The sequence below is a fragment of the Vibrio sp. MACH09 genome (assembly GCF_033238805.1).
Classification (GTDB): Bacteria; Pseudomonadota; Gammaproteobacteria; order Enterobacterales; family Vibrionaceae; genus Vibrio.
In genome coordinates, this window is the sequence record NZ_BSFZ01000001.1 from 1,890,138 (window position 1) to 1,911,656 (window position 21,519).

General features: G+C 43.2%; 16 protein-coding genes. 5 read left to right on the top strand and 11 right to left on the bottom strand.

Annotated features, from left to right (window positions below):
- Positions 1 to 7 precede the first annotated feature (7 nt).
- The 7 genes from CHJ_RS08385 to CHJ_RS08415 form a co-directional block, all read right to left on the bottom strand.
- Positions 8 to 829 (bottom strand): ABC transporter ATP-binding protein, encoded by an 822-nt coding sequence (locus tag CHJ_RS08385; protein WP_171754750.1) that lies wholly within the window; start codon positions 827 to 829, stop codon positions 8 to 10.
- A gap of 50 nt (positions 830 to 879) precedes the next feature.
- The gene (locus CHJ_RS08390; protein WP_171754751.1) at positions 880 to 2,124 is read right to left on the bottom strand and encodes an ABC transporter substrate-binding protein; all 1,245 of its coding nucleotides are present in this window, start codon (positions 2,122 to 2,124) and stop codon (positions 880 to 882) included.
- 63 nt (positions 2,125 to 2,187) lie between these two features.
- Positions 2,188 to 3,255 carry a branched-chain amino acid ABC transporter permease gene (locus CHJ_RS08395; RefSeq protein ID WP_171754752.1) on the bottom strand — a complete coding sequence of 356 codons (1,068 nt, stop codon included), beginning with the start codon at positions 3,253 to 3,255 and terminating at the stop codon, positions 2,188 to 2,190.
- Between the two features lie 12 nt (positions 3,256 to 3,267).
- Positions 3,268 to 4,161: a branched-chain amino acid ABC transporter permease gene (locus CHJ_RS08400; RefSeq protein WP_171754753.1), complete on the bottom strand. Its 894-nt coding sequence runs from the start codon at positions 4,159 to 4,161 to the stop codon at positions 3,268 to 3,270.
- Positions 4,161 to 6,149: a long-chain fatty acid--CoA ligase gene (locus tag CHJ_RS08405; protein ID WP_317917445.1), complete on the bottom strand. Its 1,989-nt coding sequence runs from the start codon at positions 6,147 to 6,149 to the stop codon at positions 4,161 to 4,163. Before CHJ_RS08405 ends, CHJ_RS08400 begins: the two co-directional genes overlap by 1 nt.
- The gene (locus CHJ_RS08410) at positions 6,149 to 6,949 is read right to left on the bottom strand and encodes an ABC transporter ATP-binding protein (RefSeq protein ID WP_171754755.1); all 801 of its coding nucleotides are present in this window, start codon (positions 6,947 to 6,949) and stop codon (positions 6,149 to 6,151) included. The genes CHJ_RS08405 and CHJ_RS08410 overlap by 1 nt, the downstream gene beginning before the upstream one ends.
- 255 nt (positions 6,950 to 7,204) lie before the next feature.
- The gene (locus CHJ_RS08415) at positions 7,205 to 8,842 is read right to left on the bottom strand and encodes an electron transfer flavoprotein-ubiquinone oxidoreductase (RefSeq protein ID WP_317917446.1); all 1,638 of its coding nucleotides are present in this window, start codon (positions 8,840 to 8,842) and stop codon (positions 7,205 to 7,207) included.
- Positions 8,843 to 9,019: 177 nt separating this feature from the next.
- Between CHJ_RS08415 and CHJ_RS08420 the strand changes: the two genes are divergently transcribed.
- The 4 genes from CHJ_RS08420 to CHJ_RS08435 all read left to right on the top strand — a co-directional run bounded on the left by CHJ_RS08420 (position 9,020) and on the right by CHJ_RS08435 (position 14,535).
- A complete protein-coding gene (locus CHJ_RS08420; RefSeq protein ID WP_171754757.1) occupies positions 9,020 to 9,772 on the top strand; it encodes an electron transfer flavoprotein subunit beta/FixA family protein in 753 nt (250 codons plus the stop codon).
- Positions 9,769 to 10,695 carry an electron transfer flavoprotein subunit alpha/FixB family protein gene (locus tag CHJ_RS08425; protein ID WP_317917447.1) on the top strand — a complete coding sequence of 309 codons (927 nt, stop codon included), beginning with the start codon at positions 9,769 to 9,771 and terminating at the stop codon, positions 10,693 to 10,695. Before CHJ_RS08420 ends, CHJ_RS08425 begins: the two co-directional genes overlap by 4 nt.
- A 281-nt stretch (positions 10,696 to 10,976) precedes the next feature.
- Positions 10,977 to 12,071 (top strand): NapC/NirT family cytochrome c, encoded by a 1,095-nt coding sequence (locus CHJ_RS08430; RefSeq protein WP_317917448.1) that lies wholly within the window; start codon positions 10,977 to 10,979, stop codon positions 12,069 to 12,071.
- 16 nt (positions 12,072 to 12,087) lie between these two features.
- Positions 12,088 to 14,535, top strand: a complete 2,448-nt coding sequence (locus tag CHJ_RS08435; protein ID WP_317917449.1) for a trimethylamine-N-oxide reductase 2 — start codon at positions 12,088 to 12,090, stop codon at positions 14,533 to 14,535.
- A gap of 333 nt (positions 14,536 to 14,868) precedes the next feature.
- Here CHJ_RS08435 and CHJ_RS08440 read toward each other — a convergent pair whose 3' ends face one another.
- The 4 genes from CHJ_RS08440 to CHJ_RS08455 all read right to left on the bottom strand — a co-directional run bounded on the left by CHJ_RS08440 (position 14,869) and on the right by CHJ_RS08455 (position 20,837).
- Positions 14,869 to 15,666 carry a hypothetical protein gene (locus CHJ_RS08440; RefSeq protein WP_317917450.1) on the bottom strand — a complete coding sequence of 266 codons (798 nt, stop codon included), beginning with the start codon at positions 15,664 to 15,666 and terminating at the stop codon, positions 14,869 to 14,871.
- 180 nt (positions 15,667 to 15,846) lie between these two features.
- Positions 15,847 to 17,697: a hypothetical protein gene (locus CHJ_RS08445; RefSeq protein WP_317917451.1), complete on the bottom strand. Its 1,851-nt coding sequence runs from the start codon at positions 17,695 to 17,697 to the stop codon at positions 15,847 to 15,849.
- 522 nt (positions 17,698 to 18,219) lie between these two features.
- A complete protein-coding gene (locus CHJ_RS08450; protein WP_317917452.1) occupies positions 18,220 to 18,459 on the bottom strand; it encodes a hypothetical protein in 240 nt (79 codons plus the stop codon).
- 473 nt (positions 18,460 to 18,932) lie between these two features.
- The gene (locus tag CHJ_RS08455; RefSeq protein ID WP_317917453.1) at positions 18,933 to 20,837 is read right to left on the bottom strand and encodes a methyl-accepting chemotaxis protein; all 1,905 of its coding nucleotides are present in this window, start codon (positions 20,835 to 20,837) and stop codon (positions 18,933 to 18,935) included.
- Positions 20,838 to 21,219: 382 nt separating this feature from the next.
- Here CHJ_RS08455 and CHJ_RS08460 point away from each other — a divergent pair, with 382 nt between their 5' ends.
- Positions 21,220 to 21,405, top strand: coding sequence for a hypothetical protein (locus CHJ_RS08460; RefSeq protein ID WP_317917454.1), 186 nt, complete (start codon positions 21,220 to 21,222; stop codon positions 21,403 to 21,405).
- The last annotated feature ends 114 nt before the right edge of the window (positions 21,406 to 21,519 follow it).

A 21,519-nucleotide genomic window follows, 5' to 3' on the forward strand; every position in this document is an offset into this window, starting at 1 on the left:
TATTTCCTTATATCCAGCGCTTACGTCGCTTATACGATTTCAGATTTTTAAAACTCTTGCGTTCACCTTCGCCACCACCAAGGTAGAACTCTTTCACATCTTCGTTGTTTAACAGCGCATGCTTAGTACCATCCAGTACAATTTTTCCCGACTCCATGATGTAACCATAATCGGCCGCCTGTAGAGCAAAGTTGGCGTTCTGTTCCACTAAAAGCATGGTAATGCCATGTTCTTGATTAATTTTTTCAATAATGGCAAATACCTCTTTTACCAATAATGGCGATAAGCCCATAGAGGGTTCATCAAGCAGTATCATTTTCGGTCGAGCCATTAACGCCCTACCGATCGCCAACATCTGTTGTTCGCCTCCGGAAAGATAACCTGCCAGTCCGGTACGCTCTTTCAATCGAGGGAAATAGCCAAATACCATTTCGATATCTTGCTCGACTTCGTTGTCATTGCGGGTATATGCGCCTAAGCGTAAATTCTCAATAACCGTCATATCTTCAACTATTCGACGGCCTTCCATTACCTGAAATATGCCAGATCGAACAATCTCTTCTGGGCTCTTATTGTCAATTCGTTCACCCATAAAGGTAATTTCACCGCGAGTCACTTCGCCATCTTCGGTTTTTAATAACCCCGAAATAGCTTTCAGTGTGGTGGATTTACCCGCGCCATTGGCGCCAAGTAAAGTGACAATTTGTCCTTTAGGTATCTCTAAACTCACGCCTCGCAACACTAAAATGACATCGTCGTAAACCACTTCGATATTGTTTACCGAAAGCATTATCTCTGCAGGTTCTATGTTCCTTGCTAGTTCGCTCATCAAGCCACTCCTTGTGTGAGCGAGGGTTTCCCCTCGCTCTGCATTTCTAATTAGTAACCAAGCCAGTCGTCACGACGAGACAACGTCACTTCTGCCACTTTATCAACCGCGACATTGCCGTCATTATTGTTGCCCATAAAGACGTTAACTGTTGTCGTTCCACGGTGATCATCTGGCTGCCAGTTAGCAGGAATACAGACTCCGTCTAACCCTTTTGGTACCCAGTTTTCACGAGCATACATACCTTTTTTGATGTTCTCGCCGGTAATACCGCCGTTGGCTTTGGCCCATTCCATTGCTTCTTTCATATAGAAAGCTGAACAGACGCCACGAATATAGTGGTGGGTTCTGAACTGATTAGGTTCAGATGCAGAATGTTGTGATATTTCTTGTACCAACTTCATTCCTTTGCTGTTGTCTCCCCAAAATGACGTCATACCAGGAAAAACATAATCTTTTAAGCCATCACCCGCCGCTTCGATAACCGGCTTGTCTCCACCCCAGATGTTGGCCATGTACTGAAACTTGGTACCAACAGTATTACAGGATTTCACTAGAGAAATAACAGAACCGCCTAGGTTTGCGATATAACCATAGTTGGTTCCCGACTCTTTAAGAGACAAACACTGCGCCTTAAAATCGCCCGGTTTCAACGACACAACCACAGGTGGCATCACTTCAAAACCTAACTCTGTCGCGTACTCTGCACAGGCAGCTTTTGGTGCGTTAGGGAACGGGTGGTTATCACCGATGTGAGTAAACTTAGGTTTGCCCGACTCCCCTTTTTTATCCCAATCACTTTTCGCCCACTTAACCAGCGCTCGACACGCATCAGAGTATGATGCGCCATAGAAGAAGTTGTACGGTGCAGGCTTAGCGGTCTTAGGGTTTTTGCCCGTTGGGTCCGTCAAGTGACCAGAATAAGAGGCAGAAAATACCGGCACCTTATCTTTGGTAACAAATGAGATAAGTGCTTCTGTATCCGCGGTGCCCCAACCTTGCATGGCAACCATATCTTTACGAGCAACCCAACGTTTATAGTTGGAGATCGCTACCGGCACTTTATAAGCCATATCTACCGTTTCAAACTCAAGCTCAGTTCCATCAATGCCGCCATGCTTATTAATCCAAAACAGAGCATCTCGCACCCCTGAACCATAAGGCTTACTTACATAAGCTGTCGGTCCAGAGAAATCCACTAAATGTCCAACAAACACAGAGTCTTTTGCTTGCGTTGGTGCAGTCAATAGCGCAGCTGACAACATCAATGGTGCCGCTAAATATCCTTTATTCATGTCAATAATGTCCTTGTTAATGAGGTGGCTCTCACACTTAACGGTGAGAGACCTAGGTAGCGATTAATATGAGAACGGATAGTGTTTCCAATATGCTCGAATCTGTTGCCAGCGGTGCGCTAGCCCTTGAGGTTCGAATATAAGGAACAGCATTATCACCAGTCCGACAGCCATCTCTTTGAGGTAAGAAAGACCATCAATGAATGCCATAGAATTTCCAAACATTGATAATCCTGAAACGCCAAGTTCTAATACTTCTGGAAGCAGTACGATAAATACTGTTCCCATTAGGGTTCCTTTCACCGAGCTCAGCCCGCCAATAATGATCATGGCTAGAAACTGAATCGACATCATGATGGTGAACCCTTCTGCGGATACAAACCCCAAATAGTGACCGTAGAGCGCCCCGCCAATTCCGGCGTAGAAGGCGCAAATGCCAAATGAAAGCAAACGGTACTTTGAGAGGTTAATACCCATAATTTCAGCAGATAAATAGTGATCACGAACCGAAACAAACGCTCGTCCGTCACGTGAACGTATTAAGTTTGATGCCCACATGTACATAAAAATCAGAGCAAACAGTGCGATATAGTAAAAGCTTTCGTCAGTTGAGAACTCATAGCCAAACAGACTGATTGGATTGGCACTGGCGCCATAAGAGCCACCACTAAACCAATCTGCCCGGGCAAAAAAGTCTTCTAAAATAAACTGAGCCGCCAGTGTTGCAATGGCCAGATACAAGCCTTTAATTCTTGCAGCAGGCAAACCAAATAACATCCCGACTATCATGGTCAAGTAACCAGCCAAAGGTATCGCCAAAAACACCGGAATGTTGAACTGGTTGTTAAGCCACGCAGAGGCAAAGGCACCAAAGCCAAAGAAGGCGCCATGACCTAGCGAGATCTGTCCTGTGAAACCCACCAGAATATTCAACCCTAGTGCGGCGATACCCAAATATGAAATCTGAATAAACAGATTCAGCAGGTAGATATCCATAACCAGCGGTGCTGCTGCCATTAACACCACGCTTGCGTAGGCAATATTACGGATGGTTTTTGTTTCAAAAATCGGCGTATCGTCTTTATACGTTGTGCGGAAGTCCCCACAAGGCCGCATGCTTAGTTGAGCCATCGGTCTATCTCCTTAAATTCGTTCAATATCTTTGGTGCCAAACAGGCCGTATGGCTTGAATGCGAGGATAATTAGCAGTACATAGAAAGGGGCGATGTTGTATAAGTTACCAACATGCAGATACTGGCTATCGAAAAACTCCGCTAAGTTTTCCAGCACCCCAATAGTAATGCCTCCTACAATGGCTCCGATGACCGAATCTAACCCGCCCAAGATAACCGCCGGGAAGACTTTGATACCTATGATTGAAAGGGCATCTGAGACACCATTAACAATGCCGATAACAATACCTGCGGTGGCAGAGACTAATGCTGAGATTGCCCAACTCACTGCGAACACTTTTTTAATGGAAATACCAAGACTCTGGGCGACTTGCTGGTTAAATGCGGTTGCTCGCATCGCCAAACCCATCTTGCTGAATTTGAAGAACCAGTAAAACGCCACCATGATGATTACCGAGAAGATCAAGCTAAGAATGTAGGCAAACTCTACATTCAAGCCACCAATATTCACTACTTCCGTTTCAAAGACTCTTGGATAGGAAACCGCTGACACTCCGAATATCCACTTCATCAAAGCCTGAAAGAACATGGACAAACCTATGGTGACCATAATGACCGAAATGATTGGCTCACCAATTAAAGGTCTAAGTACGATGGTTTGCACGGCAATGCCAAACACCGTCATGAATGCTAGGGTTAGCAAGAAGCCAAGAACGAAAGGCAGTTGGAGATGAACCAGAGCGGCCCAGCAGACCCAAGCACCGATCAACAGGAACTCACCTTGTGAAAAGTTAACCACCTGAGTTGATTTGTAAATCAGTACAAAGCACATGGCCACAACGCCATACAGCATGCCAACAATGACGCCATTAATGACCAGTTGCAATAATAAATCCGTATTCACTATGCGATCCTCCGTTGTTCGCTTTGCGCTTGTTTTTCGCCTTGCGCCTGTTGTTCGCTCTGAGCTAGTGGCTGCTCATTTTCAATAAGCGTTTCCACCACCAATGACGTTTTAATGCGCGTTTTGGTGCCATCTTGATAGGTAATAACCGTATCCACATCCACATGTGAATTATCGCTGTAGAGTGTTTCGATAATATCGCTATATTTCTCAGCAACCACGCTACGACGAACTTTACGTGTTCTTGTCAGTTCACCATCATCTGCATCAAGCTCTTTATAAAGCAGGATAAATTTGCTGATTTTCTGTGCATCTGGAAGTGATTCGTTCACTTTCAGCACTTCCTCTCTAACCGCTTGATACACTTCTGGCTGAGCAGATAAATTGGTGTAGTTGGTAAAGGCAATGTTTTTTTGCTCCGCCCACTTAGCAACAATGGAGTAACGAATACAGATAATCGCCGACAACCAAGGTCTACCTTTGCCGACCACAACCGCTTCAGCAATAAAAGGAGAGAACTTCAGTTTATTCTCAATAAACTGAGGTGAATAACGAGCGCCTAAGCTGGTTTCTGACATATCTTTTAGACGGTCAATCACCACGAGATGGCCTGACTCTTTGAAATATCCGGCATCACCGGTGTGCATCCAGCCTTCGCGCACATCTTCATGGAACGCCTTCATGTTATTTAGGTAACCAGTAAACATGCCGGTGCTCTTGGCAATAATCTCCCCTACACCATTATTGTCAGGGTTAATTACTTTCACTTCTGAGTTATCAAAAGGCACGCCTACTGAGTCATAATCAACATCGTCTGCATGGTGAACGGTATATGCGCCACACATTTCCGTTTGTCCGTAAAGCTGCTTAAGGGGCACACCAATTGCTTGCAGGTAACGGAAAGTATCCGGTCCCATGGCAGCACCACCGGTAGCGGCTGAGGTTAAGTTCGAAAAGCCTAAACGGTCTCGAAGGGCTCTAAGAAGTATCCACTCGGCTAATTTAGATCGTTGACCTTGATCGAGCGCTTTATTCGCTAGCTTCATGCCCAGTTTGTACATTTTCTGTTTAAATGGCGTCGAGTCCATCATCCGAGCAGATACGTCTGCGACGATGTTCTCCCAAACTCTTGGCGCTAACAGGACAAAACTTGGGCCAATTTCTCGCAGGTCAGACATCATCGTCTCTTGCTCTTCAACAAAGTTAACGATTTGACGAGCGACCAGTGCCTGCCCGACTACATACACCTGCTCCATAATCCATGGCAGAGGTAAAACCGAGACGTAATCCCCTCCTGGTGTTCGTGGATCAGCACGTAGGTAAGCACCACAATGTTCTAAAAATTGTCCGCTTCTTAACTGAGCCAATTTAGGTTTAGAGGTGGTTCCGGAAGTGGTACATAAAATAGAGAGATCGTCACCTTGAGTCGCCTCAACCAAATCTGGGTAGTGAGACGGAGACTGCTTATCTAACCTTTGACCTATCTTGTACAGTTTCTCAACATCAATCAGCCTTGGGTCATCGTATTTGCGCATCCCTCTAGGGTCGCAATATACAATAAACTCTACACTCGGAATTTCATCTGCTAACTCAATCAGCTTATCGCACTGCTCTTCATCTTCCGCAATAACCACTTTCACTTTGGCGTAGTTAATCAGATAAGCCACTTCATCGTGCATAGAGTCTTGATAGATACCAAGTGAATATCCTTTAATGGCATGAGCCGCTAACTCTCCCCATACCCATTCAGGACGGTTATCACCGAGCAAACCAATGACATCTTTTTCTACTATGCCGAGATCTAATAGAGCTAACGATAACCACTTCACTCTATTGTTATAATCGAGCCAACTATACTCTCGCCAAATACCAAACTCTTTTTCGCGCATCGCGATCTGTTCTGGCCATTTTTGAGCGTTGTATTGCAGTACTTTAGGGAACGTATCTAGGGTCGTTACATCTGCCCAATCGTTTTGTTGCTTTAGCATCAGGCACTCTCCTCCAACATTGGTAGCTCTTCGCCTAGATAGGCTCGCTTCACATGTGGGTTTTCCATCACTTGTTCCGGTTCACCCATCGCAATATGTTTACCAAAATCCAGTACCAGAACACGATTTGAAATGTCCATAACAACCCCCATATCATGCTCAATCATTATGATTGTGATACCTAACTCTTCATTGAGGTCCATGATGTAACGCGCCATGTCCTCTTTCTCTTCCAAGTTCATACCCGCCATTGGTTCGTCTAACAACAGCAGTTTGGGCTTTAATGCGATTGCGCGAGCCAGCTCGACTCGCTTACGTAAGCCATAAGATAAGGTGCCGGCGGTCGCTTTACGGATGTGTTGTATTTCTAAGAAGTCGATCACCTCTTCAACATACTTGCGATGCGCCATCTCTTCTCTCTGTGCACCAGAAAACCAATACAACGGTCCGGTAACAAAGTTGTTTTTAAGCATGTGGTGTCGGCCAACCATAATGTTGTCCAGTACTGACATATGCGCAAACAGAGCTAGGTTTTGAAACGTTCTTCCAAAACCCAGTTCTGCTCTTTGGCTTGGCGTTCGCTTGGTCACTTCTTGGCCGGAAAAAACAACCGATCCTTTATTCGGCGTATATCGGCCAGAAATACAGTTAAGCATGGAAGTTTTGCCCGCTCCATTTGGGCCGATGATTGAAAAAATTTCTTTTTCATTCACGTGAAAACTCACATCTGTTAAAGCCTTGACCCCACCAAAAGCCAATGAAATATCGTTTATCTGCAATAGAGGCGTTTCCGATACCATCGCTGATCTCCCTTTAATTATTTTCTGTGCAATCCATTAAGCACATTCTGAAAACTCATTTACGCTTGATACTGGCCACAGCTCGAACACCTTTGCATCAAATTGTTAAATTCAGTTTACGTAAACGTAAAGCTTGATTCAGAATAGTCTCTCATTGATTAAGTTTCAATCGTATTACTAGTTAAAAAATTTGAAGTCACGCAAAGTTTAAGTAAATAAAATGTTAACAAAACAACTTAAACTGTAGGTGACCAGTTACATATTTGGGTAGTTAGGTCCTCCACCACCTTCAGGTGGCACCCAACGAATATTTTGACTTGGATCTTTTATGTCGCACGTTTTGCAGTGGATACAGTTCGCAGCATTAATTTGCAACTCAGCCTCATCACCTTGGTTAATAATTTCGTATACACCAGCAGGACAGTAGCGCTGTGCAGGCTCGGCGTATTGAATTAAGTTCTGACTAATCGGTATCCGGCTGTCTTTCAAGATTAGGTGACAGGGCTGATGCTCTTCATGGAAGGTATTGGATAGATAGACCGACGATAAACGGTCAAAGCTCAACTTACCATCGGGCTTGTGATAATTGACTTGTTTACTGCTGTCAGCGAAAGCCAGAGTCGTATGATCCGCTTTATCGCAACGGATATTCCATTTAGCCTTTCCCTGCAATAAGTTCTGCTCTATCAGTGTTAATCCGCCCCCCATTACGCTACCAAATTTATGGATCGACGAAGAGAAGTTTCTCGCTTTATACAGCTCTTCATACAACCAAGATGAGTTAAATTTGCTTTTATAATCAGGCACATCCACTTGATTATTTAGCGCTTCAAACACCGCTTCCGCCGCAATCATTCCTGACTTCATTGCGGTGTGTGTCCCTTTAATTTTTGCAGGGTTTAACGTCCCCGCATCACAACCAATGAGTACTCCACCGCTAAATTGTTGGTTGGGTAGAGAGTGAAGTCCCCCCTTGGCGATGGCTCTTGCTCCGTAACTGATGCGTGTTCCATTTTGCAAATATTTTGCCAGCATAGGATGAAGTTTCATTCGTTGAAACTCTTCAAACGGACTGAGGAAAGGGTTGGAATAATTAAGGTCAACTATCAACCCAACCGCCACTTGGTTGCCATCTAAGTGATATAAATAGCTGCCTCCGTTTGCTTCTCCTTTTAATGGCCATCCTAAACCGTGTAACGCCAACCCTTGCTGGTGCTGCTCCGGCGGTATTTCCCACAACTCTTTGAAACCAATGGCGTAATGCTGTGGTGTCGCTGACGTAGCTAACGAGAACCTATCCAGCAGACTTTTTCCTATGTGTCCTCTTGCGCCTTCTGAAAACAGCGTATATTTGGCTCTCAACTCGATCCCCGGTTGAAAGGTCGGCTTGGGTTGACCTTGCTTATCCAACCCCATGTCGCCAGTAAGCACACCACAGACTCTATTGTTATCATCGATAATCGCTTCGGATGCACTGAACCCTGGATACACTTCAACCCCCAAGGACTCTGCCTGCTCCGCTAACCAACGACATAAATTTCCCAAACTAATGATATAGTTACCTTCATTATGTAACGTTTTTGGCACCGCCCACTTTGGTAAAAAATGGCCGTTATTCTCATTGGTAAAGAAGCAGGTTTGGTCTTGTGTTACTTTGCAGCTAATTGGCGCACCATCTTGTTGCCAGTTCGGGAACAGCTCATCCAGACTGCGAGGTTCAAATACCGCCCCCGAGAGAATATGGGCGCCGATTTCTGACCCCTTCTCCACTACGCAGACCGATATCTCCTGATTGTTTTCATCTGCTAACTGCTTAATGCGACAAGCAGACGACAGACCTGCTGGTCCCCCCCCTACAATCAACACATCAAATTCCATGCAATCCCTTTCCATGGCCTCGCTTCCTTTTACATGTTACCCAAATGTTAAATAAACATTATAATGCAGTTGACGTAAACGTAAAGGTAAATTAACATCATTTTATCTTGTTATTATTTGTTTGTTTGCAACAACGTTGTATCTGGTGACAAAAAACTTACGTTATATGTGTTCGCAGAGAAGGAACTGATTGTGAAAATACTGGTACCAATCAAACGGGTAATCGACCCCTATATAAAAGTTCGAGTAAAAGCTGATGGTAGTGATGTAGAAACCAACAATGTGAAGATGACCATTAACCCATTTTGTGAGATAGCGGTTGAAGAAGCGGTTCGACTTAAAGAAGCAGGCATTGCCCAAGAGGTTATTGTTGTAACGGCAGGAGGCGTTCAGAGCCAAGAGCAGTTACGTACTGCCCTAGCATTGGGCGCTGATAGAGCCATTCATATTAATACTGACGATAAGTTAGAACCTCTCACCGTCGCCAAACTCCTTAGTGCGGTCGCGGAGCGAGAGCAGCCTCAGCTGATCATTACCGGAAAACAGTCCATTGATAGCGATAACAATCAAGTGGCACAAATGTTAGCGTCACTTCTCGATTGGCCACAAGGCACCTTTGCTTCCAATGTCGAGATCGCAGATCAACAGATGGAAGTGACCAGAGAGGTTGATGGTGGTTTGATGACCGTCACCATGCCACTGCCCGCGGTAGTAAGTACCGATTTGCGTCTTAACGAACCTCGCTTTGCTTCCTTGCCCAATATAATGAAAGCGAAGCGCAAGCCTTTAGTCACAATGGAACCGGATGAATTAGAAGTTGCAATCTCATTCCGTCATACCATTGAAAATGTCGCGCCACCAGCGCAACGACAAGCAGGTATAAAAGTGGACTCCGTAACAGAGCTGCTCGATAAACTAAAAAACGAGGCGAAGGTGATTGCATGAACAACTTAATTTTGGCAGAGCATGATAATCACACTCTACATGCTGACACATTGAAAGTGGTCAACGCAGCAAAACAGACCAGTGACAATAATACATTATTGGTGATTGGTTATCAGTGTGAAGCGGTCGCGCAGCAAGCAAGTCAGGTAGACCATATTAACAAAGTTATCTGTATTGATAATGAATGTTTTCAACATCATTTCGCCGAAACTATCGCGCCGGTTATCGCCGACATGGCAACAGATTACCAAGGTATTTGGTGTAATGCTTCAGCAAAAGGAAAGGATATAGCACCGCGAGTAGCCGCCAAGTGTGACGTTGGGCAACTATCTGAAATTATACAAGTAATTGATCAAAACACCTTTGTTCGCCCCATCTACGCGGGTAACGCATTAGCGAGGGTATCCACCTCAGATCAACTTCGTGTGATTACTGTTCGCTCATCCGCGTTTGATGCTGTTGAATGTCAAAGCCAAGTCGACATTACTCATCTGGAGGCTGATATTTCTGCCGCTAACGTTAATTTTGTTTCCATTAGCCAAACCAAGTCGGAGCGACCTGAGTTATCAGCCGCAGAAATCGTCATTTCAGGAGGTCGGGGTGTCGGCAGTAAAGAGAGTTTCACCTTGGTAGAGCAAGTTGCCGACAAACTTGGTGCAGCCGTTGGCGCCTCGCGTGCGGCGGTAGACGCCGGATTTGTACCCAATGACCTGCAAGTAGGTCAGACAGGAAAAATTGTTGCGCCTAAACTTTATATTGCCGTTGGGATCTCCGGAGCAATACAACATTTAGCGGGTATGAAGGAGTCAAAAGTCATCGTCGCAATTAATAAAGATCCTGAAGCGCCAATTTTTGACGTTGCGGACTACGGCTTAGTGGGTGATCTATTTGAGGTATTACCGGAGTTAGTCGATAAGATCTAGCTGCAATACATAACACACCGTCATTGTTAACGATAAAAAGAGCCCGCTTGTCTGGCTCTTTTTAGTTTTCACACCGCACAACTTAATAGTGACTAATCAATGGGTTAGTTATCATTATTATATGTAACGCCTTGTTTATATCCACGGTTAATTGTGACTTATAACAAGAATCAATCACTCAATTTGGTTAAAAATTAGTCTATAGACGTCAATCACATTTTCCTACCCATAAAGTAGTAGCATTGAGTATCCGTGAACAATAAATATACAAGCGGTGAAATATGTCATTAAAAAAATATGTCGTAATGTCAGTGGCAATTCTGGGTATATTAACTGGATGGCTAACCTTAGGAGGTGCAGCAAGCCTCTTTCACTACACATCAAGTACAGAGTTTTGTCTCTCCTGCCATACCATGGCAATTCCATATGAAGAGTACCAAGGTTCGGTGCACTACTCTAACGCCAAGGGGATTCGGGCGGAGTGCGCAGATTGCCATATTCCATCCGACCCCATCGACTACCTTGTCACTAAAATTCGCGCATCCAAAGATATTTATCACCAGTACGTTACTGGAAAAATCGACACCGAAGAGAAGTATGAAGAGCATCGGGTGGCGATGGCGGAACTGGTTTGGCAGCAATTTAGAGAAAATGATTCCGCTACTTGCCGCTCATGCCATACCTATGACGCGATGGATAACTACGAACAAACAAAAGAAGCGGTAAAAATGCACCAATACGGCGTGGACAACGAACAGACATGTATCGATTGCCACAAAGGTGTCGCGCACTTTGCCCCAGAGCCAGAAATGGATAGCGAAGCCTTTGAACTTTTAATCTCAGCAACAGAGAGCACGCCTAAAGATGCAGAAACGGTCTACCCGATACAGTCCATTTCCATGGGAGAGCTGGGCACCATTAATCCCACAACAGAACTGAAGGTTTTAAGTACTGACGGCAATAAAAGAGTCGTCAACATTCAGGCCTACCAAATGAAAGGGGCAGAACAAGTTCTCTATTTGGCAAGAGGACAACGTGCCATTGTTGCAACGTTAACCGAGCAAGGTATCGCGGCGCTAAAAACAGATAATTATGTTGCCGATGAGTACGGAAATGAGTGGCGAAGCGCAGAGCTAACCGCAGAGATCGACGCCCCAGTACTCGACAGCCAGCAACCCATATGGCAATACGCACAAGAACTTGACAACGTCTACTGCTCAACCTGCCACGCGATCATCCCAGCAAACCACTTTACCGTGAATGCATGGGCGCCTGTTGCAAAAGGAATGGGAGAAAGAACCGATATTACCGATGAGGATTTACAACTATTAACGAACTATTTTCAGCACCACGCTAAAGATGCAAGTGATCACTAAACATAAGGATGTAGAAATGAACAAGATTAGCCGAAGAAGTTTCCTAAAAGGAACCAGTATGGCAGGCGGAGTACTTGCCATCACATCTATTACACCAATGAATGCGCTAGCGGCCAATAAACGTGGCAATGGTATATTAACCGCTGGACGAATGGGACCGATACTGTGTACCACTAAGGATGGCAAGCTGCTATCAACCACAAACGCTTTAGCTCAGACCGTTCCCAATAGCTTACAAACCACCGGACCAGACCAAGTTTATACCAAAGCTCGTATTAAATATCCCATGGTACGTAAAGGCTTTTTGCAGAGCCCAAGTAAACCTGAAGGCGTTCGTGGTGATGATGAGTTTGTTCGCATTTCATGGGACGAGGCATACAAGCTGATACATGAACAGCATATGCGGATACGTGAAGAAAACAGTCCTGATTCAGTATTTGCCGGTTCTTATGGTTGGCGATCAAGTGGTGTTCTGCATAAAGCTCAGACTCTTTTGCAACGCTATATGAGTATGGCCGGCGGCTATTCAGGCCATTTAGGCGATTACTCCACTGGCGCAGCTCAAGTTATTCTTCCTCATGTCATGGGATCCATCGAAGTTTATGAACAGCAAACAACCCACCCTGTCGTGCTTGAACACTCAGACGTGGTTGTATTATGGGGTGCGAACCCGCTCAACACCTTAAAAATTGCATGGAGCTCGACCGACTGCAGTGGATTAGAGTTTTTCCATCAGCTTAAAAAGTCAGGTAAAACGGTTATTGCTATTGATCCAATGCGTTCAGAGACGATTGAGTTTCTTGGTGACTCAGTCGAATGGATTGCGCCTCGTCCGCTCACGGATGTCGCAATGATGATGGGCATTGCTCATTCTCTCATTAAAAAAGGTAAACACGACAAAGCGTTCTTAAATAAATACACCACTGGATACGACAAGTTTGAAGCTTACTTGCTCGGAAAAAGTGATGGTGTTGAAAAAACACCCGCTTGGGCAGAAGAGATTACTGGCGTTTCTGCTAAACAGATGGAAACGTTGGCAGATATGTTTAGCGCCAATCGCACTATGTTAATGGCTGGCTGGGGTATTCAACGTCAGCAATATGGAGAACAGCGTCACTGGATGCTCGCAACATTAGCGGCAATGCTAGGTCAAATAGGGCTTCCCGGCGGTGGCTTTGGTTTCTCTTACCACTACTCCAATGGCGGCAACCCAACACGCGATGCCGGCGTACTTCCTGCAATTTCTGCGGCCATTGGCGGCGGATCTTCTGCTGGCAATGATTGGGCGATATCGGGAGCCAAAAATAGTTTCCCTGTTGCACGTATTGTCGAAGCACTAGAAAACCCGGGCAAAAAATACATGCACAATGGCCATGAGCTTACCTTCCCTGATATTAAAATGATCTGGTGGGCAGGGGGTGGCAACTTTACGCACCACCAAGACACCAACCGTTTGATCAGGGCGTGGCAAAAACCAGAGATGGTTGTTATTTCAGAAATATACTGGACTGCTGCCGCTAAACATGCCGATATTGTTTTGCCTATCACCACATCATTTGAACGAAATGATATGACCATGACCGGCGATTACAGTAACCAACACTTAGTACCAATGAAAAAAGTGGTTGAGCCTGAGGGTGAAGCGAGAAACGACTTTGATGTGTTCGCCGATATGGCTGAACTGATTAAAGCGGGCGGTCGCGAAGTTTATACCGAAGGTAAAGATGAAATGGCGTGGTTGAAAGGTTTTTATGATGCCGCACAAAAAGCCGGTAAATCCGCTCGTATTCGTATGCCGAAGTTTGGCAAGTTCTGGGATGAAAACCAGTTTATTGAGATGAAATACAATAAGAAAGCCGCGCAATTCGTTCGTCATGGCGATTTTCGTAAAGACCCTGTTCTAAACCCTCTAGGCACACCTAGCGGAAAAATCGAGATCTTCTCTAAAACTTTAGAGGGGTACGGATTAGAAGATTGCCCTGCCCACCCTACTTGGTTAGAGCCTACAGAGTTTTATAACAATGCGAATAAAGATGAGCTTCAATTAATGACCGCTCACGCAGCTCATCGCCTGCATAGCCAGTTCAACTATGCAAAGCTTCGTGACGACTATGCGATTGCAAACCGTGAACCTATCACCATTAACAGTGAAGATGCTAAGTCTCGGGGAATTAAAACGGGTGATCTTGTTCGTGCCTACAATGACAGAGGACAAGTACTCGTTGGAGCACTGGTCACCGATGGCATTAAAAAAGGCGCGGTCTGTATCCATGAAGGGGGCTGGCCTGACTTAGATAAGGAAACAGGTTTATGTAAAAATGGAGGGGCAAATGTTTTAACCGTAGATATCCCTTCTTCTCGATTGGCAAATGGCTGCGCTGCAAACTCTGCACTGGTGAAAATCGAGAAATACACTGGCCCTGCGCTTGAGCTTACTGCATTTACGCCACCTAAGAATGGTTAATCTAAAATCCGATTAGCTCGACTAAAAAACAAGCCAGCAATGCTGGCTTGTTTATTTAAAGTACCTTCCACCTAGTAACAACTAAAACCTATTTATTGCATTTCTGAATTACAAAATGCCAGTTGTTTCGGGTCCATTTTTCTATAGGACAACTTACCTTCTAGTTCGTCTTTGGACATTTGTGTGTCAGTGGATTTGCTAATTTAGGACGTAGCGGATTAGTTCACGTATGGAAAAACGCCGTATTAAGATGTGATGCACGCTTTGTTATACTTGAGCGAAACGAAACTGCCAAGCTTGAGGAATCACTCTTAAATGCTCTGTTATGCGTATTTACGCACTTACTGTTTGTTCAATAAAATACTTCCCAACTTTGTAGATTCTTTGTGCTTTATTATCATTAGTTAGCAAACCATCAAAATACGTTGCGTAACCAGCAATTTGCATATCGAGCACATCGTTAAGAAGCTTTTTGGATTTCATATCTGGTAAGCCACCTGATAAATATAGCTCTTGCATTAAGAAGTAGTGACATACACCGCCTCTGAATAAGTATGAGTTATAAAATTCCTCGGAGTTTCTCTTATTCGAAAAATCAACAACACTTGCAAATAACTGTAATATCATTTTCTCTATATTTTTCAAGATCAAAGATATCGTAGCATCATCATAAGGGTGTCCACGCCTTAAAGCCTTCTTTTCCGCTTTACTCAATTTTGAGAAATACTCCAGTATTTGCTGATTCATTTTTTCAATATTGCTTTGAATTGTTGCTAGACCTTGAACTGATTCTTGTTTCATTAACCTATTTTGATTGTTAAACCATTCATCTCTTTTAGTTGGGTTATCAATCATTTTACAAAGCACTCGGAAGCGCTTGGTATCATTACGGTCGATCAATCGTTTCTGAAGTCCTTTTGAACTAAGTGACAGCTTCATTATCTTAGGACTTCTTTTCAAGACGTGAACTTGCTTCGGGTAACGAGCAAGAATTTTAAAAGATTTGAGCATGTCACTTCTAAGTGCCTCCATAGAAACTTGTTCACAAAGCACAACTTCGTTATTTGGGTTAGATAAAACTTTTATTAATTCATCCGACTGCAAATAATTTGAATCCACGATATAACGCATTTCTAATCTTTAACCTCTCTAAATCAATTGTTTTCGTTCTTCTGAGCCGCGTATACACATAGTGCCGCCGAAGGCGGTCGCTTGAATGGGCTTGTTATGCGCTTGGATATAGTAAAGACAGAAGGAAGAGTCAACTTTGACACAATTAGATAGTGCTGTCACAAATGCTTCTCAAGTAACCTATCTTTCCTTCTTACTATTTTTCTTAGACCTAAACTTTGTTTTATTCGAAGTATGACTATTTATGTCATTGTCAATAATCTGTTGTAGTGGTGTAAGATCATTCTCATTTATCAATTTCTCAATCACCTTTATGCAGAGTACCTCAAGGTGCTCAACTAGTCGTCCAACGATAACTTTATTACCATCCACAACGATTTTATCTGAGAAATCGACTTTAAGGTCACCACTATGGTTTGCCTTTGTACGCTGTTCATATAGTCCTTCTACTATTTCACTAATGACTTTAGAATCAACAACTTCAAGATGGCAAGCCATACGCCGTGCAATTTTGTCTTTCTTGCTACCTCTTTCCGTGTCTTTAATATATATAAGCTCAAGCGTTGTAAAAATATTTTTTAGGGCGTGTCGAAAATCGCCACTTCGTGCACGGAGTTTTTGTGAAACAGCATAATCACATATTTCTTTGACGTCATCTTTCAAAGTGACCCGCGACAAATCATAGGCTTTCTCGATATCTTCTTTTCTGATTTCACAATCCACATCACCATTCAGGCCGCGACTCCCCCCGCTAAATGGTACGAAACCAGCTTCAATGCCGATCTTTACCCAAGAGAATTGAGAGCGAAGGTTGGTATTGGCAACAAGAGAGAGCGACTTTAGAAAGTCAGTTACTGAAAACCCTTCTCCAGTAGCTGTTACTTTATTGTCTAAGTTCTCGGTATGCGCGTAAAAATGAAATTTGATGTTTCTGCTTATCGTGAGTATTGATCTTCGGATATAAGAATCAAAGCCATAGGAGTTATTGATATCGCTCTCCTGATCTCTACTGGTTAATTTCCAAATATCATTTGAGCTACGAAATTTCTCTAAAATTCTGACACCAGCACAAACCTCTCCTGCAGGTAAATCACCCGAATTTAAAACGTAGACCTCAGTTGCTGGTATCTCCAGAGAAGCCATAGACCTTTCAAATGCCAACGCTGCATCACTCTCCCCCCATAGAAGGGTATTGTGAAGAAGACCTGCCACCAGATCATCAAGTTTGCAGGGGCTAGATCTTCTATACGCGTGACTTGAGAACTCCACCCAAAAATCACCTTCATCCCCAATCACACCTAAAAGTCTAGGGTGTTGGGATAAAAATGACTTTAACTTCGCAGCGGCCTTTATATCAGTCAACGTTGGTTTGATTTGGACATACTCAGGGAATGGTATGGTGGTGATATACGGATAATCGCTCGGATTATAATATTGATCTCTTTTAGTTGGATGAGGAACTGTGATGTAGTGCTTCAGTTGATTAAGAATCCGAACTAATTTATTTGCTCTTTTTTGGTCATCTGCATCTAACACAACCGAGTCATTCATTGGCATCTCAGGTTCTCGTTTGGAAGCCTCTGACTTTGAAGATATTGCGTGATATTTTAGTTTTATTGAATCAGGGATTTCTTGTTGATTATCTAGAAAAATAACCTTTCTTGAATGAGGCAGGCATTCAAGAAAGCCATTTAGGTGATAGTTTTCTCGAATTATAGTTTCTTGCTCTGGGATCAGTTGATATTTTAGAACCTCTTTAAGCTTGGACATACAACACTGAATGTCTGTACGAGTTGCCTCATCAGTAGCAAGATTAAATACTGTGTTTTCATCGCAAAATATATAACAATTCGAATGCAGAGATTGTTCTGTAACTGTAATGACACAAGAATCCCATCCGTGCTCAGCAGCATTTTCAAGAGCAGCGTATGCTAGCCTAGCGGGTGAGTGACGAACTATTTTTAGATTGTAAATCTCGCCTTTATTGGATATGTCCCCTTTTGAATTATAGAGGTAAATTGCTAATTCCATTGCTCATCTCGCTTATAAATACATTATTTATCAGTAACATTAATATCGCTCAATTCCCAACTATAAAAATAGTCTGACAGACTCTCATGATTGTTAGTCAAACGGTGTATAACACTGTATTAAGCAAAGTGATCTTCTCCATCAATACTGGACACTCTATTGAGTAATTTAGCTTATCACACGCAAAATCAGATAACTTGTAGTACGTCGAGTTCCTAACAATACTGCGCAATGCTTTTGTCGCGCTGTGAAGCAATGGGGCAAAAACGAGTCAGCCTTGGCTCTAAGAATCCAAGCTGAGCGACAACATGCTAGACATACCATGAATTAGATTCAGTATGAATCAACCTCATATTTAACACTGCACAGTTACCTTAAAAGCCGTGCAGACCTTTTTCTACTACAAGCGATTTAAAAACAACTTGTACTACTTACATAACAAATCAGCCCGGTTATTGTTAACCGGGCTGATTTATTTTCAATGTAAGAGCGAAAGATTATCCTTCATCAATTAACCATCGCTCAAGCAATTGTGCGGTGGCTATACGTTTGCAACAACTTAGGCTGTGACAGCTCAATCTCTTCCAGTGCATCATCGAGTTTGTCGTTTAGCGAGGAAAGCAGGTAGTAGAGTTGATCGCCGGTAAGATTTTCTAAACAGCCTTCGGCTTCGCTAGCCAGTGCTGCGATTCCGCCGCACATCTGACGGGCTTCAACAATCAAAGTATAGGGATCTTTTTCTGAATAGATTTGTACGGACATAGTGATGTCTCCTTGGGAAAACAAATTGACTGCTACCACTCCGAGAATGCTACGCCCATGGTGATAGCCCGAACAGCGTTAGCATTACCAGTCCCAAGTCCTGGTGCGACCGAAATCGCCGCTGTCCGAGCCACCATAGAATACATTTTTTCTAGATGTGCAGGAACATCGCCCACAAAAAAGACGCGAGCGCGTCTTATAGGCCCTTGTTATATGTACTGGATGCTAAACCAAATAACAGATTTTGCTGTTATCCGTTCAAGTTAACTTTGCCGTTTTAAGGAGTCAATTAAATGCGAAGATGAAAGTGTTACTGGGTATTAATGATGAAGCCAAACCAATTTGAGGGTAATAAAAAGTATGCCGACATTTCTGTCAGCACTTTTCGGTAAACGATAAATCTAGGCTCTAAAGTGATCGCATATTTACTTTCTAATCACGATCACCTTTGATGAACAACACTCGCAGTATGGCTACCGTAATCTAAATTTTTCAACAACCTGAGTGAGATGCGAATTTATAAGTTCAATATTCTTCGTTTGCTGCGCCGTTTCCTGACCATTCGCATTTAGCTGATTTACCATATCGTTTATGGATGTCATATTTCGGCTTACTTCTTGAGTCACATTGTTTTGTTCTTCTGCTGCCGCCGCAATCTGTAAACTTAGATCATTTATCTCTGTAATATGCTCGGAAAGGCTATTTATACGTTGACCTACCTGCTCTGTACTCTCAGCGGTATTATTGCAGGTAATTTTAGTTGCGCTCATGGAGTCGGCAACGATATTGCTGCCATTCACTAAACTATCCAGTGCTTTATCTATCTCACTGGTACTGACCTGTGTACGACTCGCTAGCGTCCTCACTTCATCGGCAACAACGGCAAAACCACGACCCTGCTCTCCCGCTCTTGCCGCTTCAATAGCAGCATTCAGAGCCAGTAAATTAGTCTGCTCAGCGATATCACCAATAACATTAAGAATGGATCCAATACCTTTGGTTTGATCACTCATGTCCGATATATTACTTGCGGTTTCATCAACCTCCGTCATTAAAGATGAGACCTTAGCCAGAGCATCATTAACAACGTCCAATGACTCTCCCCCCATTTTTTTAGCTTCTGAAGTAAATTGCGCCGTTTCTGAAGCGTGGTGGGCAACGGTCTCTGCTGTTGAGTTCATCTCTTCAATAGCCGTTACTATCTGTTCTGTCTCGATTACGTGCTTTGAGAGTATCTCTCCATTGCTCTGAGTCTGAGCCGTCAGTGCAATGACATCCTGCTGAAGCTTGATCGTGGAAGACTCAATTTCAAGCATCATTGCCTGAAGGTTTTCAATAAAGGCATTTACCCCTTGTGCTATCTGGCCTATATCATCATCTGAGTTAACTTCAAGACGCTGGGTTAAATCGCCATCTCCTCGGGAAAGACTATCAATCATTAATTTTAGGGCAACAATAGGACGGTAGAAATAGTTGATAGCCAAAAGTGCCAGTACAATACTGATTACTAGGTACAATATCGTAGATATAATCGCTTCGTATTTTGCTTCTTCAATTGCAGAAAAAACAATGTTCTTATCTAACGCAATAAGTAAATACCAGCTCTTCTCCCCCAACTCAATACGTTTAGAGAACATCACTTTCTCTACACCTTTAAGGTCGTATTCTAAAAGCGTTGAATTATTGTTAACCACTGATTCGGCAACACCTCTAAGCTCAGGAAGATCATTTAGCTTGTCGCCCACCTTTACCGCATTTGATGTACTGGCTAAAGCCGTTGTATCCTCAGAAATAATGATGCTTAAGGCTCCAGGAATGGTTATATCCTCAACCGTTTTATTTAGTACATCTAAAGACACATCCGCAAGAACAACACCTGAACCAAAATACTTAGCAATGCTTACCATATAAACGCCAGAGCTAATATCATGATAAGCATCCGTATATATTAGTTTCCCTGAGCTTTTAGCATCACGATACCAAGGCCTCACTCTGGCATCATAATCAGACGGATTTTTGTTATCTATCCAGCCATCAAATGAAGCCGATGCAAAAGAATCACTTGTTTCGAAAGCAACCATCATATTGATTACATCGGTAGCAACTCCTGCTACACGCATTCGCTCTGCATGACCGTCGTTATAATTGAAGCTTTTATAGTCATTGGCCAAGTTATTAACCGCTATCTCTTTGCTTTTTATATACTGGTTGACCTTCTTTGCTTCTACCTCAACAAACTTCTGCGTTGACTCATATATTAAGGTTTGTAGCGCGTTGCTCTCTCGGTTAAACGATAAATAATTTGTCGTTCCAACTGAAACAGCAACAAGAAAAGAAATAGAGAGCAATAACGCTTTTTTGAAACTTATTTTTATCATTGAGACACCAAGTAAACCATTGTTTTAACGGGCATATTGCTTTTATTTAACTACCATAACTTGGTGAATGGAAACAATAAAAAGTCATTACAGGTATGACAATTACTCATACTTATACTTTGGATAACAACTAGATTTATTTCCTACATTTCTTCAACGATAGAAATGAAGCTTGATGGAGCAAATGTAAATGGGCAGGACGCTCATTTTCAAGCGAACAGAGATGTCTTGAACGATTTGCGTAATCGAGTTCATTTCTACCGCATCACCCATAATCACCTTTTGAAAAACGTAGAAAGGCGTGACCTCAACCTTGGCAAGGTTGCGCTCTATCAACTGGATGAGTTCTAGATATGATTCCTACACTTTCTCAACGAGAGAAATGAAGCTTGATGGAGCAAATGTAAATGGGCAGGACGCCCATTTTCAAGCGAACAGGGATGTCTTGAGCGGTTTGCGTAATCGAGTTCATTTCTACCGCATCACCCATAATCAGCTTTTGAAAAAGGTAAAAAGGCGTGACCTCAACCTTGGCAAGGTTACACTCTATCAACTGGATGAGTTCTAGATATGATTCCTACACTTTCTCAACGAGAGAAATGAAGCTTGATGGAGCAAATGTAAATGGGCAGGACGCCCATTTTCAAGCGAACAGGGATGTCTTGAGCGGTTTGCGTAATCG